General features: G+C 50.4%; 11 protein-coding genes. 3 read left to right on the top strand and 8 right to left on the bottom strand.

The genetic code is table 11. The annotated features are described in order from the left end of the window. Positions 1 to 37: 37 nt before the first annotated feature. From HHO50_RS13155 to HHO50_RS13140, 4 genes are all read right to left on the bottom strand, one after another. On the bottom strand, positions 38 to 2,329 hold the full coding sequence (locus tag HHO50_RS13155; RefSeq protein ID WP_304621532.1) for a TonB-dependent receptor: 2,292 nt from the start codon (positions 2,327 to 2,329) through the stop codon (positions 38 to 40). 105 nt (positions 2,330 to 2,434) lie between these two features. Continuing rightward, positions 2,435 to 2,635, bottom strand: a complete 201-nt coding sequence (locus HHO50_RS13150) for a hypothetical protein (RefSeq protein ID WP_181306520.1) — start codon at positions 2,633 to 2,635, stop codon at positions 2,435 to 2,437. Positions 2,636 to 3,610: 975 nt separating this feature from the next. Next, positions 3,611 to 3,862 carry an Mpo1-like protein gene (locus HHO50_RS21325; protein WP_255478728.1) on the bottom strand — a complete coding sequence of 84 codons (252 nt, stop codon included), beginning with the start codon at positions 3,860 to 3,862 and terminating at the stop codon, positions 3,611 to 3,613. 137 nt (positions 3,863 to 3,999) lie between these two features. Further along, positions 4,000 to 5,508: a hypothetical protein gene (locus HHO50_RS13140; protein WP_181306519.1), complete on the bottom strand. Its 1,509-nt coding sequence runs from the start codon at positions 5,506 to 5,508 to the stop codon at positions 4,000 to 4,002. Positions 5,509 to 5,931: 423 nt separating this feature from the next. Here HHO50_RS13140 and HHO50_RS13135 point away from each other — a divergent pair, with 423 nt between their 5' ends. Beyond that, positions 5,932 to 8,085, top strand: a complete 2,154-nt coding sequence (locus HHO50_RS13135; protein ID WP_181306518.1) for a dihydrofolate reductase — start codon at positions 5,932 to 5,934, stop codon at positions 8,083 to 8,085. Positions 8,086 to 8,445: 360 nt separating this feature from the next. On the opposite strand, the gene HHO50_RS13130 is transcribed toward HHO50_RS13135, so the two are convergent. From HHO50_RS13130 to ychF, 3 genes are all read right to left on the bottom strand, one after another. Next, complete coding sequence (locus HHO50_RS13130) at positions 8,446 to 8,961, bottom strand: DinB family protein (RefSeq protein WP_181306517.1); 516 nt, start codon at positions 8,959 to 8,961, stop codon at positions 8,446 to 8,448. A gap of 81 nt (positions 8,962 to 9,042) precedes the next feature. Continuing rightward, the gene (locus tag HHO50_RS13125; protein WP_181306516.1) at positions 9,043 to 10,554 is read right to left on the bottom strand and encodes an OmpA family protein; all 1,512 of its coding nucleotides are present in this window, start codon (positions 10,552 to 10,554) and stop codon (positions 9,043 to 9,045) included. 276 nt (positions 10,555 to 10,830) lie between these two features. Further along, entirely contained in the window at positions 10,831 to 11,928 is a 1,098-nt protein-coding gene (gene ychF / locus HHO50_RS13120; protein WP_181306515.1) for a redox-regulated ATPase YchF, read from the bottom strand. A 458-nt stretch (positions 11,929 to 12,386) separates the two neighbouring features. Here ychF and HHO50_RS13115 point away from each other — a divergent pair, with 458 nt between their 5' ends. Further along, a complete protein-coding gene (locus HHO50_RS13115; protein WP_181306514.1) occupies positions 12,387 to 13,373 on the top strand; it encodes an aldo/keto reductase in 987 nt (328 codons plus the stop codon). 112 nt (positions 13,374 to 13,485) lie between these two features. Further along, positions 13,486 to 14,229, top strand: coding sequence for an endonuclease (locus HHO50_RS13110; RefSeq protein ID WP_181306513.1), 744 nt, complete (start codon positions 13,486 to 13,488; stop codon positions 14,227 to 14,229). Between the two features lie 454 nt (positions 14,230 to 14,683). Here HHO50_RS13110 and HHO50_RS13105 read toward each other — a convergent pair whose 3' ends face one another. Then, entirely contained in the window at positions 14,684 to 15,016 is a 333-nt protein-coding gene (locus tag HHO50_RS13105; protein WP_181306616.1) for a DUF3276 family protein, read from the bottom strand. Between the last annotated feature and the right edge of the window lie 121 nt (positions 15,017 to 15,137).

Below are 15,137 nucleotides of genomic sequence, written 5' to 3'. Positions count from 1 at the left end.
GGGGAATGGCTGCATAGCTGTTTAGGGCTGTGTAGTATTACTGTCCTTTAGCAGTGAACTGGTAACCGATGCCCACATTGAACGTGCGCGGAATACCCTGTCGGTAGCTTTTGCCATAGGAGTACTTGTCCACGGTGGTGGCGTAGAGTTCGTTGGAGAGGTTGATGGCGTTCACCCAGGCCTCAAACCCCCGGAACGTGTAGCCCACCCGGGCGTTGAACAGATGGTAGCCCTTGTAAGATTCGCTGTTAACGGCGTCCATGAAGTATTCGCCAACGCGTTGCCACTCCAGGTTAAGCCGTAGGCCTTTCAGAAAACCGGGCTTGTAGGTCACCTCGGCGTTACAGATAAAGTTGGGCGCGGTGGCCATTTCATTGCCCGAGTAATTTGCCCCTCTTTCTACATACTCCAGAAACCAGTGCCGGGCGTTGGTGCCGCTGCCTCTGAGGGAAAGCGCTTCCAGGGGCGTGTAGTGCAGCGTGTATTCCACGCCCCGGTGGCGGGTACTGCCGGCGTTTTGGTTTCGGTAAGAGCCATCGTCCAGCCGTACCGATATAATTTCATTGGTGCCTTCCATTTGGTAGACGCTCACGTCCAGGTAGGCTTTGTGCTGCAGAAAACTCCACCAGCCGCCCACTTCGTAGCTGCGGTAGTCTGAAGGCTGGAGCGTGGGCACTTGTACGCCGCGGTACAGTTCGGTGATTTGGGGCGGCGCAAAACCCAGGCTGTAGTTGGCGTAAACCCCGTTGCTCTTCCCGAAATCATAGGTGAGGCCCAGCTTGGGCGAGAACTGCTTGTAGCCATTCTTTTCGTCTGGCGCGCCGGTAAACGCCGAGGGCGGCAGGTAATTGTTGAACGTGTAATCCAGCCGGTCGTACCGCAGGGCCGCCACCAGTTTCAACTGGTCTACCGGTGAAATCTCGGCCTGGGTGTAGAGGGCAGTGTTCAGCAAATCTACGGCGTAGTGGGTGAGCAGCGAGTCACTAGCCGTAAAGCCGGTGTAAACGCCCGCTTCGCTGCGGTCTACGTCAATGAAACGAGCAGTGTAGGTGGCCGGACTATAATCGGCGGAAAGGCCGGCAATGAGCGAGGCGTTCAGAAACGGAAACGATTTGCGGTGCTGGGCAATAAACCCGTAGCTGGCAAACGCATCTTCATTGATCTCGCCGGTCGCTTTCAGGGGATTACCCCGCACATTGGAAATGGCGTAAAACGGGTTCTGCCCAATGGCGTTCTGCCGGAAAAGCAGCGTGGCTTGGGTGTGGTTTGTGGCATCCCAGGCGTGCTCCAGCGTGCTTCTCAGGCGCAGGGCGTTCACCTTGCGGTACGTGAACGTCTGCTGGCTGCTGTATTCCTTCCGGAAGAAACGGGTGCTGTCCAATCCGCCGGTCTGGTCGGTTTGGTAGTCTACCAGTGTGGCCGAGGTGACCCATTTACTGCGGTCATTGATGCGGTAATCGGCCCGCAGGGTGAAAGCCAGTTTATCGAAATCGCTGTGGCTGATGATGCCGTCGCGCTGCGCCGCGTAATAGCCCCCGGCGTAAATTCCCACTTTCCCCAAGGTGTTGGAGGCGCTGAAATCGGTTCTTCGGTAGCCCTGGTTACTGGTTTCCAGTTGTACTTTGGCGGTGGGCACCGAGGCCGGGGCCTGCGTGATGAAGTTGACGGCTCCGCCGATGGCCTCACTCCCGTACAGCGACGAAGCCGGCCCCCTGATCACCTCAATGGTTTTCAAGGCCGCCATGTTGATTTCAATGAGTGCGTTGTGGTTAAAATCGCCGGAGGTACGGATGGGAATGCCGTCTTCCAAATAAAGGAACAGACTTTTGTAGCCAATGGGTTGCCGAATGGCCATGGTGTGCTGCTCGTTGCCCAGGTTCACCATGTACACGCCGCTCACCTTGTTGAGGACTTGGTCTAGCGTGGTGGCCTTGGTGTCATGCAGCACCTGGCTGGAGATGGAACTGATGGCCACCGGAGTCTGGGTACGAACCTGCGCCTCCCGGCTGGCCGACACCACCACCTGGTTCAGCTGGTTGGCCGAGGGCACCAGTGACACCAGCACAAATTCCCCCTTCACCTGCATCTCCTGGGTGATGTACCCCAGATAAGAAACCAGCAGAGAGGCTGGCGGCTGGCTGGTAGAAACGGTGAAACTGCCATCACGGCCACTGACGGTACCCGTGGTGCTTTGGTTTAGAGAGACGGAAGCACCCACCAGCGCTTCTTTGGTATACGCGTCTATTACCCGCCCTTTCACCGTGAATTGGGCGTGCGCATGGAAGGACAACATCACACAGAGGATGAATCCTGATATAAATTTTTGCATAGAAAAGCCTTGACGGTTGTAAAAAGCAAGTGCAGCCGTATTTGCGGGGTGAAATACCCCGTAGCAGCTAGCGCCTGGGTGGGTTACACCCACGTTCACTTCACCCTATACCGTAGGCTTTGGCGGATGGAAAATGGAGAGCGGCACTCCAACCGGACGGTCTTCCGGTGAAACCGCATAGGAAATGGTTTGGGGAATTCGCGGAATTGCGCCTGGGCTTGCCAGCGGCTGATAGAACAGGGTAATTACCTGCTTCTCTTTTTGGTCTTTGGCAGAAGAACTTCCGTCCTGATCTGCCTTCTTCATTTTTTTAACGAGGTAGCACTTCCCGTTGCATTGCAGCTTGGGAGTTGCACGGTTAATGCAAAGAAATTTTGAAATGAAATCTTTGTTTGCCTCATAATCCAGCACAATAAAGATTTTGCTGAACGCCGTGGTCAGCATCAGGCCTACAAGCAATATGGTGGCAAATCTCTTCAAGGGTTTAACGGCAACGCAAAGGTAGTAACCCGGGAACTAACTCTATTATGGAATTGCGAAGATTTTGTTTCATGAGAACGCTGGCCGAAGACATTTAGCGATATAAATCTGAATTTCTATCCCATGGTTATCGTCTTCAAACCTGCTCAATGGGTTAGGAAACGTATTTCCGGTTTCTTAATCATATTTCATGAAATGAGGTTGAAAACCAGAAAGTAAAAAGCTGATATTCAAGTAAAAACAATAAGCCTTAGTGAAGAAAAAAAAACCTTAAACCAGAATCACGCTCGCGGGACGCGAGCGAGTAAAACAAATTCTTTTCCAGGACAACCAAACAACTTGTAGATGATTTAAGAGCTTGTTTAAATTTGAGGTTTGCTGGCGAAAACGGCCAGAGAAAGGTTCTGCGGAAGCGTTTTTTGAGCAGCGTAGCAGCGCTACGGTGCGAGAAAAAGGTTAACGCAGGTTCTTTTTATGGTCGTTTGTAGCGCAAAGATGAAATTTAAACAAGCTCTAAGATAATCTGACAGGAAGAAGCTTCGTTTTATGGCTGTTTTACTAAAACTAGGCTGAATTCAGGCAAACTCAATACCTGATTCCTATTTTCTGGTAGATAAAGCTTAGCAGCCACACCGGGCCGATGGGCAGAAACTGGAGGTCTTTTAAAAACGAAGGTTTCTCGCCTTCCATCTTGTGCCCTATAAACTACCCTACCTAGGCCACCACAAAAATGAGCAGGCATAAAACCCAAAGCGGCAGTTGTTGTACCTGATCTAACTGCTACACAATCCAAAGGAAAAACTAGGTGACCAGGATCATGCCCAGGGCCAGCCTGGAGAGGGCCACGGAATAGGCCATGCGCAGCAGCACAAACAGAATTCCCCAGTTGAAAACGAAAAGCAGGTTCTGGAAGAACTCCGGCACCTGAATAGCCCAGATCAAGCTCACCAGACTGGTCATGATGGCCGGAACGCAGAGCAGGTGAATGAGTTTATGGGTGCCGTTGCGGTGGCTCTCGGCGTACACGTCTAGCAGGTGTTGGATAGCAGCCATGTCTCTTTTATACTTCAACCTATGGGCTCTGTTACATGAAGTTAATAGCTTGTACTTAGTATTTTACTTTAAGACATGTCCGCATTTTGGCTTTGTAGATCAGAACAAGCCAACAGCCAACCGGAAGTTCTATCTAACTAATGGGCACCCGGGAGAACGGAAATTGATTTCAATTCCTTTTCACCATAGAAAGTAGGACAAGAGGTAATGGGCTGAAGTTGGAACTGCCGAAAGAACTGACTGGGGGAACTGTCATTCAGGAACCAGGCGCGGTTTAGGACTGCTGCCCCGGTTGAGAAATCTGTCACAATGGGTTGTTGACGCGTCTGGGCCTGAGTAATGGCCTTGGTTAGAACCTGTGGCTTGGCGGTAATCTCATAGGCGTTGGAATGATATTGGCCGGTGTGATAGAAGAGGTAAGCATCAAACGCATTCTTGTCCTGCAGCAAAAGAACGGCGGTAGGCTGTTGCTGCACCAGCCTAAGAACGCAGGCATGGTTGGTATAGGTAGAAAAGTAATTGGGCAGCACTGCGTACACCGTATTCCACACGAAAAGCCCCGCACCTGCCAGAAACAAATACTGGCTGCTGCGGTAGGTAAAACACCCGGCCAGAATAGCCGTGAGTACCGGCACCATGACCATGAACTCCGCGTTGCCCACCGCATACCACGCAAACAGTACCTGTAGCACCAGAATGAAGGCAAACGTCCTGAAAACAGCCTTGTGTTGTAGGAAAGTGTTCTTCCAGTTTAAAAGAAGGTTCCGGCAGGGTATAAACAACACTGTAAAGGTAATTATTGCAGGAATTATGTAAAGTATGTGCTGCTTTACCAGAAAATACAGGCGGCCGTGTACTTCCAGAAACGTTCTGAGGAAAGAGATACCCGTGAGCAGGAAGTGCCTGGAAGTAATAGTGGTTTCAACTTCGCCTTTGTAAAAGTCCAGGAAAACGAAACGGTGCGCCTGCGAGAAGGGGATGTGCTGGAGGTACAACACTATTGCATAGCCCAGCGGCACCACCAACGCGGGCAGCAGAAACCAAAGAAGCTGCTTTCCATTCTGCTGGGGAGAAAGCAGGAAAGAAAGGGATAAACCCAGCCACCAAAAGAAATGTACCTGATGGTACAGACAAGCGAAAGCCGCCCAGAAACCGCCCCAAAGGACATCCGTTTTCTGGCCGTTTAGATGAAAACGCAGCCAAAAATAAGAACCAAGTAAAGAGCAGAAGAGAGGGATGATGTACGTTTCATTTTCGGTGGCGTACCGCATGGTTCCCAGGCTGGCACCCGCCAACAAAAGCAAACCAGCCTGTACCTTCCCCTCTTTTTGCAATTGGGCCAGAATGCGCCAAAGAACCAAAAGGCTTGCGCCTGCAAAGACACTGTTCAAGAACTGCATTACTTCCAGCGGCGGCACATGCATCTTAAATTCCTTCAGAAGCGTGTAAATACCCAAGCCGGTGATGTTGTACAGCAAATGGTGCGGCTGCCACAAATCAACTTGCCACCGCACACACGCCGCATAATCATAGGCATCTGAGGTGGGGTTCTGGGTAGGGAACAAGGCGTAGACCAAAAACAAAACAACTATAATAGAGAGCGGAAGAAGACGGCTCTGTAAGAAAAGGTTTGTCCGGATCGTCATTTTTAGTGTGAAGCAGGAAGGTTTTCTCTCTGCCAAAGTGCTTTTAGATTTAAAGATATTTCTTTCTTAGTAGCAAGACTAAATTAGTTTAAACGACCCCCTCTCTGTCCTCCTGGAAGGATCTTGGTGGCGAAGGGTAATTACGCTTCTTCAGAAGCTTTTCTAGTTCGCCCACAAGATCCTTTCAGGAGGACAAAATGATAAAAGGTATTGGTGTTTAATTGGTTATGGGTTTTCAGTGTGTTTTCTCCAAGAAGCCACAGGTGCCAGAACGTTTAACTTACAGCTTCTGCGTTTTAGGGCTTATTTTCACAAAAGAGGCTTAAAATGGGCGTGAAGGCCTGTCTCGCTTACAAACGGTGTGGTTTTTGCCATCCATTCACTTATTCCTTAATTTTAAGGGATCTTACCTATCAGAACAACATGAAGAAAACACCCATAGCCGTATCGGCGCTTTTGCTGGCTTCCTTGCTGGCGGGCAGCTGTACGAAAAAAACGACCACTGCTGCCTCTACCGCTTCCATGATGCCCGGCGAGGCCAGCGCGGTCAGAAACCAGGATGTAGTGAACGTGACCCAGGTATCGCCCCCGCAGGTGCTCCAAGGAGATTCCGCTTTCAACTACGTGACCGAGCAATTCGCCGATCTGCGCATTCTGCGTTACCGCGTACCGGGTTTCGAGAACTTGTCTGCCAAGCAGAAGGAGCTGCTGTATTACCTTTATGAGGCGGCCTTGTCGGGCCGGGACATTATCTATGACCAGAACTACAAGCACAACCTGCGCATCCGGCGCACGCTAGATGCGGTGGTGCAGAACAAGCGGGATAAATCCACGTCGCCCGACTGGGAGAAGTTCATGGAGTACACCAAGCGCGTGTGGTTCGCCAACGGCATCCATCACCATTACTCCGCCAACAAGATGCTGCCCGAGTTCAGCCAAGAGTATCTGGCCGCATCCATCCGCCGGGTACCGGCTTCCAAATTGCCGCTAAAGCAAGGCGAGAGTGTAGAAAGCTTCATCAAATGGCTCACGCCGATTCTGTTTAACCCCAAGCTGGACGCCAAACAGGTGAACAAAGCCTCCGGCGAAGACCTGATCAAGACCTCGGCCGTGAACTTCTATGAAGGTTTAACCCAGAAAGAAGTAGAAGCCTTCTATGCGAAAAAAGACAACAAGAACGACCCGCGACCGGTATCACATGGCTTGAACTCCAAAGTAGTCAAAGAGAACGGACAGATCACCGAGAAGGTCTGGAAAGTGGGCGGCATGTACGGCCCGGCCATTGAACGCATCGTGTTCTGGTTAGACAAAGCCATAACCGTTGCCGAAAACGACCAACAACGCCTCGCGCTCCAGAAACTAGCCGAGTTTTACCGCACCGGTGACCTGAAGACGTTTGACGAATACAACATTGCCTGGGTGAAAGACGTGAACTCGCAGATTGACGTGGTGAACGGTTTTATAGAGGTGTACGATGACCCGCTGGGGCTGAAAGGCTCCTATGAATCGGTGGTGTCGTTCAGGGATGAAGAGGCTACCAAGCGCATCAAAGCCATTGGCGACCAGGCGCAGTGGTTTGAGGATAACTCGCCGTTGCTGCCGCAGCACAAGAAAAAGAACGTGGTAGGCATCACGGCCAAAGTGATTACCACCGTAGTGGAAGGCGGCGATGCGGCGCCGGCTACGCCGATAGGAATCAACCTGCCCAACGCGAACTGGATCAGAAAAGAACATGGCTCCAAATCGGTGAACCTGGGCAACATCGTCCACGCGTACAATGAATCGGCGAACACGGGCGGAAGCGCGCTGAGTGAGTTCGCCTTCAGCCAGGAGGAGATTGACCGCGCCAAAAAGTACGGTTCCCTGGCCAGCGACCTGCATACCGACATGCACGAAGTGATCGGGCACGCCTCAGGCCAGATCAATCCGGGCGTGGGAACGCCCAAGCAGACCCTGAAAAACTACGCCAGCACCATGGAAGAAGGCCGCGCCGATTTGGTGGCGCTTTATTACGCAATGGATCCTAAGCTGGTACAGATAGGCGTCATGCCTTCTTTAGACGCCGGCAAAGCCGAATACGATGCCTACATCCGGAACGGGCTGATGACCCAGCTTTCGCGTCTGGCTCCCGGCGAAAAGATTGAGGAAGACCACATGCGCAACCGGCAGATGGTGGCCGCCTGGGCGTTTGAGAAAGGCAAGAAAGACAACGTGATTGAGCGTGTTACCCGCCAGGGCAAGACCTACTTCAGGGTCAATGACTACCAGAAACTGAGAGAACTCTTCGGGCAGTTGCTGCGCGAAACCCAACGCATTACCTCTGAAGGTGACTTCAAGGCCGCCGAGAAGCTGGTGGAAACCTACGGGGTGAACGTAGATGAGGCCTTGCACAAGGAAGTCTTGCAGCGGTACAGCAAACTAAACATTGCTCCGTATAACGGCTTCATTCAGCCTAAACTCACTCCGGTGGTGAAGGACGGTAAAATTGTAGACGTACTGCTGGTGTACCCAGACAACTTCACGCAGCAGATGCTGGAGTACGGCGAGGTGTACAACTTGCTGCCGCATTACAACTAACCCAATCACCTAAAGTATCTTCCACCATTGGTTACATACTAGTTGTACAATCTCCTGTTTTTGCTTTCTTTTTTGGAAAAAAGCCCTTAAACAGAAAATGCCTGCTCAACGTCAGGCATTTTCTGTTTAAGGGCTTGTTTAAATTTCAGGTTTGTCGGCGAAAATGGCGAACGCAGGTTCTTTTTATGGCCGTTTGTAGCGCAAAAATGAAAATTAAACATGCTCTAAGGGCTGTTTTGGTTAAAACGCCTTGAAAACGGTCTAATTATTTTTCAGCTTGGGAAAGTACTTTAAAGTAATGACCTCCCTCGCCAGAGGCGAGCGAGTGTTCTGATTTAGCCTTTCACTACTTTTCAATGACTATCCTGCCTGCAGAATTCTTACGGTGACCAAGAGTTGCCCTACATGGCGTTGCGTGTGTTCTGCAGCGTGGAAGAGAAGTCCTCCCACGGTAGAAGGAATCTGCGCTCGGCCTACGCCTTTTGTCTCTGGGAGGGTTTCTGGGTCAGTTCTCTTAAGTTGGCCGATGGCTTTGGCAACCTGTTCCACAAAAGCCCTTACCAGTTCTGGGACGGAAGTGCCGGCTGCTGGAGGGGCACCTTCGCCTTTCAAATAGGAGAGTGCCGCTGGTGACAAAGCTTCTTCGCGGGCATAGGTGAACAGCCGATCCAACACGCCTGTGAGGTGCTGCAAATGGAAACCTACGGATGCCACACCCGCCGGTCTTTCCCAAAGCAGATGCTCCGGGAAACCGAGCAGATTTGACTCCACCTCTTCCACCGCTTGCAATAGGGCATGGGCAATTGGTTGCAATAAGGCAGGAACATTGGGCAGGGGGCCTCTTAGCCAGACTTCCAGTTTCTGTTCGTTTTCCATGTTGTTTTTATAAACTAGCGCTAAAACAGAAATGCCCGGTCAATTGACCGGGCATTTCTTATGATCTATTCTCTTATTCTATTATTGAATGAAGAGACGGAACTCAGCGCGGCGGTTTCTGGCACGGCCGGCGTTGGTGGTGTTAGGGGCAACCGGACGCTCTTCGCCGAAACCTTCGGTGATGATACGGTCAGATGCTACTCCTTTTTGGTTTGTCAAGTAAGACTTAGCGGCGTCTGCTCTGCGAACAGAAAGCTCCTGGTTGTACTCGTTTGAACCAATGTGGTCAGCGTGGCCAGAGATACGCAGGTTGTAGTGCGGATATTTAGACAACATGGTTGACATTCTGTCCAGAGTTGGGTAAGAAGTTCTCTTCAGAACGGCTCTGTTGAACTCAAACTCAATCTTAGGAACGCGGGCCATGTAGGTGCTATCCTCTACGTCTAAGCCTGGGCAACCCATGTTAGCGGCAGAACCAGCTACATCTGGGCAACGGTCAACGTCATCATTTACACCGTCATTGTCACGGTCAACCACCACTGGGCAACCGCTGGCATCCACGCGGGTACCGGCTGGGGTGTTGGGGCATGTGTCGTTTTTGTCAGCTACACCGTCACCGTCTGCATCTGGGCAACCTCTGGTTGCGGCAGGGCCGGCTTGGTCTGGACACTCATCTTCTGAGTCACGTACGCCGTCATTGTCTCTGTCTGGGCAGCCTTCCAAAGCGGCAGTACCAGCCTCAGTAGGACATTTGTCAAGGTAATCGGCCACGCCGTCACCGTCACCGTCTAATGGGCAACCGGTTTTGTCAACCTGTACCCCGGCCGGAGTGTCTGGACACTTGTCGCGGCGGTCAGAAACACCGTCACCGTCTGTGTCAGTGGCTTTGCCTAACCCAAAGGTTAAACCAAACTGGTGCTGTAGGTAGCGGTCGTTCAACTCATCTGAATTGCCCGGCTTGATACCGTCAATCAGGTTGGTAGATGGGTAGTTGAAGGTGGTCTGCGCGAACAGGCTGATTCCTTCGGTGATTTTGAACCCGATACCGGCACCACCAAAGTAGTTCATGCGAAGAATGCCTTCGTCATACTTGAACTGATCGGTTCCACCTGGTCTGGTAGGGGTGGCGGCTCTCGCTACCGGCAGGTAAGCTTCCACGCTGGCGTACTGCGCACCAATACCACCAATCAGGTACGGCTGTAAGAAAGCAGTCTCGCTCAGGATTTTGCCGTTGTTCAGTTTCAGTTTCAGCCCCAGGTTGGCAGTCCCGATTTCGTCATCAAAACTGCCCGCGCCAAACCCAGTCACGTTGTAGGTTACGGGGTTGGCATCCTGCTTCAGGTTGAAATAGTTTAACTGCAACGCCACGTCAAACGTGGGAGAGAGATAGCGGTTAATACCTAAACCTCCGCCCCAAGATGAGTTACTCATATCCCAGATATCATTTCGCATGTTAGTCCGGGCCTGGATGGCGTTCGCATAGATAGATAACCCCCACGGTCTATCAGCGGACTGGGCCATTGTTTCTGATGGAGCAACCATAGACAGCAGCCACGCGCCGAGTACAGAAGCCTTAAGTACTGTTTTTTTCATAGTTTTTAAGAGTTGTAATATAGTAATCTGCACATATTTACAGCTTTTACGATAAAATGTTGCCTGTTCCAAATAAAAAGGAATTCTTATGTTAGGTAACACGCACATATTCAGACGATTATTTTTCATAAAAGTTATAATTATTCTACTTCCCATACAGAATTCTTCTTCAAGCAGGGCCCTTCGCTTTTAAAAGTGATAGAAGGGTAGGGCGATGTAGTTACAAAAAAAGGAGAGCGAATGGCTCTCCTTTTTTTGTAAAATGCTGTAAATCAGTTATACATTGAACCTGAAGTGCATGATGTCACCGTCTTGCACCACGTAATCTTTGCCTTCCAGGGCCATTTTACCGGCTTCTTTTATCTTGGCTTCGGTTTTATACTCCACATAATCCTTCAGCTTGATGACCTCTGCCCTAATAAAACCTTTCTCAAAGTCTGTGTGGATGACCCCAGCGGCCTGCGGCGCTTTCCAGCCCTTCCGGATAGTCCAGGCGCGTACTTCTTTCACCCCAGCGGTGAAATACGTCACCAGATCCAGCAGGGCATAGGAGGCTCTGATCAATTGGTTCAAGCCAGATTCCTGCAAGCCATATTCTGCCAGAAACATTTCTTTTTCCTCTGGCTCGGTGAAATCGGCGATCTGCTCTTCAATGGCGGCGGAAATAACCACCACCTCGGCTTTCTCGTCTTTCACGTGCTCTTTGAGGGCATCCAAGAATTTGTTGCCCGTCTGGATAGACGCTTCGTCTACGTTGGCTACGTAGATCACCGGTTTGATGGTCAACAGCTGCAGGTCTTCCACAGACTCCAGGTCTTCTTCGGTATAATCAAGGGAGCGGGCGTTCTTGCCGCTTTCCAGGTGGTCTTTGAAACGCTGCAGGCTCGCAAACTCTTTCTTGGCTTTGGCATCGCCAGACTTGGCGGTACGCTCTACCTTGGCAATCTTCTTGTCAATGGACTCCAGGTCTTTCAACTGAAGCTCGGTGTCAATCACGTCTTTGTCAAACACGGGGTCAACGCCGCCGGCCACGTGCACAATGTTAGGGTCGTCAAAGCACCGGATCACGTGGATGATGGCGTCTACTTCCCTTATGTTGGCCAGGAACTTGTTGCCCAAGCCTTCGCCTTTGCTCGCGCCTTTCACCAAACCGGCAATGTCTACGAACTCCATCACGGTAGGCAGCACGCGCTCTGGGTGCACCAGCTCTTCCAGAATCTGCAGGCGCTCATCTGGCACGGTAATCACGCCCACGTTGGGTTCAATGGTGCAGAAAGGGTAGTTAGCCGATTCTGCTTTGGCATTTGACAAGGCATTGAACAGCGTAGATTTACCTACGTTTGGCAATCCCACTATTCCACAACGAAGTCCCATATAAATAAGGTTGGTCTAAAATCAAGGTTGATGTAGCTGCTTCCGGTCTTTCGGGAATTTCCAAGACCCATTTTTAGAAGCGGGTGCAAATATACGCAATCCTGAGCGGTCTACCGCCATAATAGTAAAGGGCTTCTAACTCAGGAGCAAAGGCTACTCCTTTTCACGTGACTTACTTTCCATGACACATCAATATTTGGTTTAGAGCCTCTTTTTGGAAAAGCAGCCACAAATGAGAAGGACTCGTACAGAAAAATAAACCTGGCTCTTAGAGCTTGTTTAAATTTCATCTTTGCGCTACAAACGACCATAAAAAGAACCTGCGTTCACCTTTTTCTCGCACCGTAGCGCTGCTACGCTGCTCCAAAAACGCTTCCGCAGAACCTTTCTCTGGTTAGTTGAGCCAGCAAACCTCAAATGTAAACAAGCTCTTATAATAATAACAAGCAAGTGTACTTATGGAAAAAAGAAAACTTGGAACCCAAGGGTTAACCGTCTCGGCGTTAGGATTAGGCTGCATGGGCATGTCAGATTTCTACAGCAACCGCGATGACCAGGAATCCATTGCCACCATTCACCACGCCCTTGATCTGGGCATCGGCTTTCTGGATACCGCCGATATGTACGGGGTAGGGGCCAACGAGGAACTGGTGGGGAAAGCGATTAGAGACCGGCGCGACCAAGTGGTATTAGCAACCAAATTCGGGAACGTGCGCGATGAGCAAGGCAACTTCATGGGCATTAACGGCACGCCCGAATACGTGCGGAAAGCCTGTGAAGCCAGCCTGAAACGCTTAGGCGTAGACCACGTTGATTTATACTACCAACACCGGGTAGATAAACAAACCCCCATTGAAGAAACCGTGGGGGCCATGGCCGAACTGGTGAAAGAAGGCAAGGTGCGGTTCTTGGGTCTGTCAGAAGCCTCGGCGGGCACGCTTGCCAAAGCCCACCGCGTGCACCCCATCAGCGCGCTGCAAACAGAATATTCACTCTGGAGCCGCGACGTGGAAGATGAGATTCTGCCCGCCTGCCGTGAATTAGGGATCGGCTTTGTGCCCTACAGCCCCTTGGGAAGAGGTTTCCTGACGGGGCAGTTCAAAACCCTGGAAGATATTCCCGAAGATGATTACAGAAGGCATTCGCCCCGTTTCCAGGGCGAGAACTTCCAGAAGAACCTGGATTTGGTAAAGAAGATTGAAGAAATGGCCGCGAAGAAAGGTTGCACGGCTTCTCAACTGGCCTTGGCGTGGTTGTTGGCCCAGGGCGGAGACATTGTTCCAATCCCGGGTACCAAGAGAAGAAAATACCTGGAAGAAAACGTAGGAGCGATGCAGGTTCCATTAACAATGGAAGAACTAGAAGAGATTGAGTTTATTGCCCCAAAAGGTGTTGCTGCAGGCCAGCGTTATGCCGCTCCGCAGATGGGCAATTTGAATGTTTGATGAAATAAGGCTGTACTTATAAACACTGATTAAGAAAGTTGCCGCGCGCGTTGTTTCTTGGGAACAATAGAAGCGGCAACTTTATCTTGTATTTTCTACACCTTATACTACGATGCCCGAAGGCCCAGAAATGGTTTTCCTGAAAGAACAAGCCGAGCAATTTCTCGGTCAGCCGGTGATGAGAGCAGAGGGAAGTGCAAGAGGTTTTCCTTTTGACCGACTAAAGAATCAGGAACTGACCAGCATCCAGACGTTCGGCAAAGAGCTCCTGTTCTGCTTTCCGGGCTTTGCCGTTCGGGTTCACCTCCTGCTTTTCGGGAAGTATGCCATAAACGGGAAACTGAACCGGGAGCTCAGGTTGGGCCTGGCCTTTGACAACGGGGAAATCAACTTCTATGCCTGTGGTTGCCGGTTCATGCAGGAACCCCTGGAGAGCCTTTATGACTGGAGCACCGATGTGCTGCACGCCTCCTTTGATACGGATAAAGCCTTGGAAAAACTGTGCCGTAAGCCCAACCGGATCATAGGCGAAGCGCTGCTGGATCAGACAATCTTGGCGGGCGTGGGGAACGGGATCAAAAACGAAGTGCTGTTCAGGAACCGGATTCATCCTGAAAGCCTGGTGGGGGAGATTCCTGAACCAGAGGTACGAAGGCTCATAGCTGCCTGTACCTCATTCAGTTTTGAGTACCTGGACTGGATCAGGGAAGGCAGGGCTGAGGAACACTGGCTAGTCTATAAACGGAAGGAATGTCCCAGAGACCATATTCCCTTACTGAAAGCCAAAATAGGCAAGTGGGGCAGGTCTTCTTATTTCTGCGAGAAATGCCAGCAATTGTTTCTGCCAGATGGGTAGAGACGCAGGAGTGAGTTTAGGATAATAGAGCTTATGTATTTAGCAAACTATTTTCGCCCTGCTACTCAGTAACCTGCATTGGGTTAGGTTTTTGGCCTGTTTCGCAGAAAGTGGCCTCAAAACAGCGGTGCTGAGTACGTTTACGCCGTGTGAAATAAGAGCATGTTTAAATTTTGGATTGGCAGGAGTAAGGTTCTGAGAAAGCAGTTTTAGAGCCTCGTAGCAGCGCTACGAAGGCGATATAAAGTGCCAACTCAGGTTCTTGCTATGGCCTGTTGCAGCACCAAAGACAAATTTTAAACATGCTCTATGAACAAGAAACAGCTGTTAATTAGAGAGCAATAGGGGAGGCGTTTTTAGGCTCCTTTTCTGAAAACAGCCCTAAAACAGAAAATAGAAAGGCATAAAAAAAGCTCACGCGAGGCATGAGCTTGGGGGAGTTGAATACGGGAGGTTATTCCCACTTCAGTTCTTCGTCCACCGCTGCTTCTGCTGGCGCATGGTCTAAGCGCTCAAGTTCCGCCAGTGCCTCTTCAGACAATAACTCACCTTTTACATGGTTAACGGTATCCTGCAACGCCTCCATGAACTTGGCAAAGTCTTCTTTGTACAAGAAAATCTTGTGCTTCTCGTAAGAGTAGTTGTCGTCCTTGAATTTCCGTTTGCTCTCTGTGATTGTCAGATAATAATCATTGGAGCGGGTTGACTTCACATCAAAGAAATAGGTGCGCTTTCCTGCCCTTACTCTCTGCGAGTAGATTTCTGCTTTGTCGTTGTTCTCTTCCACCATAACTTGAAGGTTCCTTATTTATTTGAAGTAGCCAATTTAAAGGAAGAGATTCACATCTAAAAATTTTTAAGATTAATTTTAATAGTTAAATTACAATGTACTAATGTTTGTAAAAAAC

Origin of the sequence: Rufibacter sp. XAAS-G3-1 (assembly GCF_013623775.1) — a bacterium.
Lineage (GTDB): Bacteria > Bacteroidota > Bacteroidia > Cytophagales > Hymenobacteraceae > Nibribacter.
This window is presented reverse-complemented; position numbering and strand designations above follow the sequence as displayed.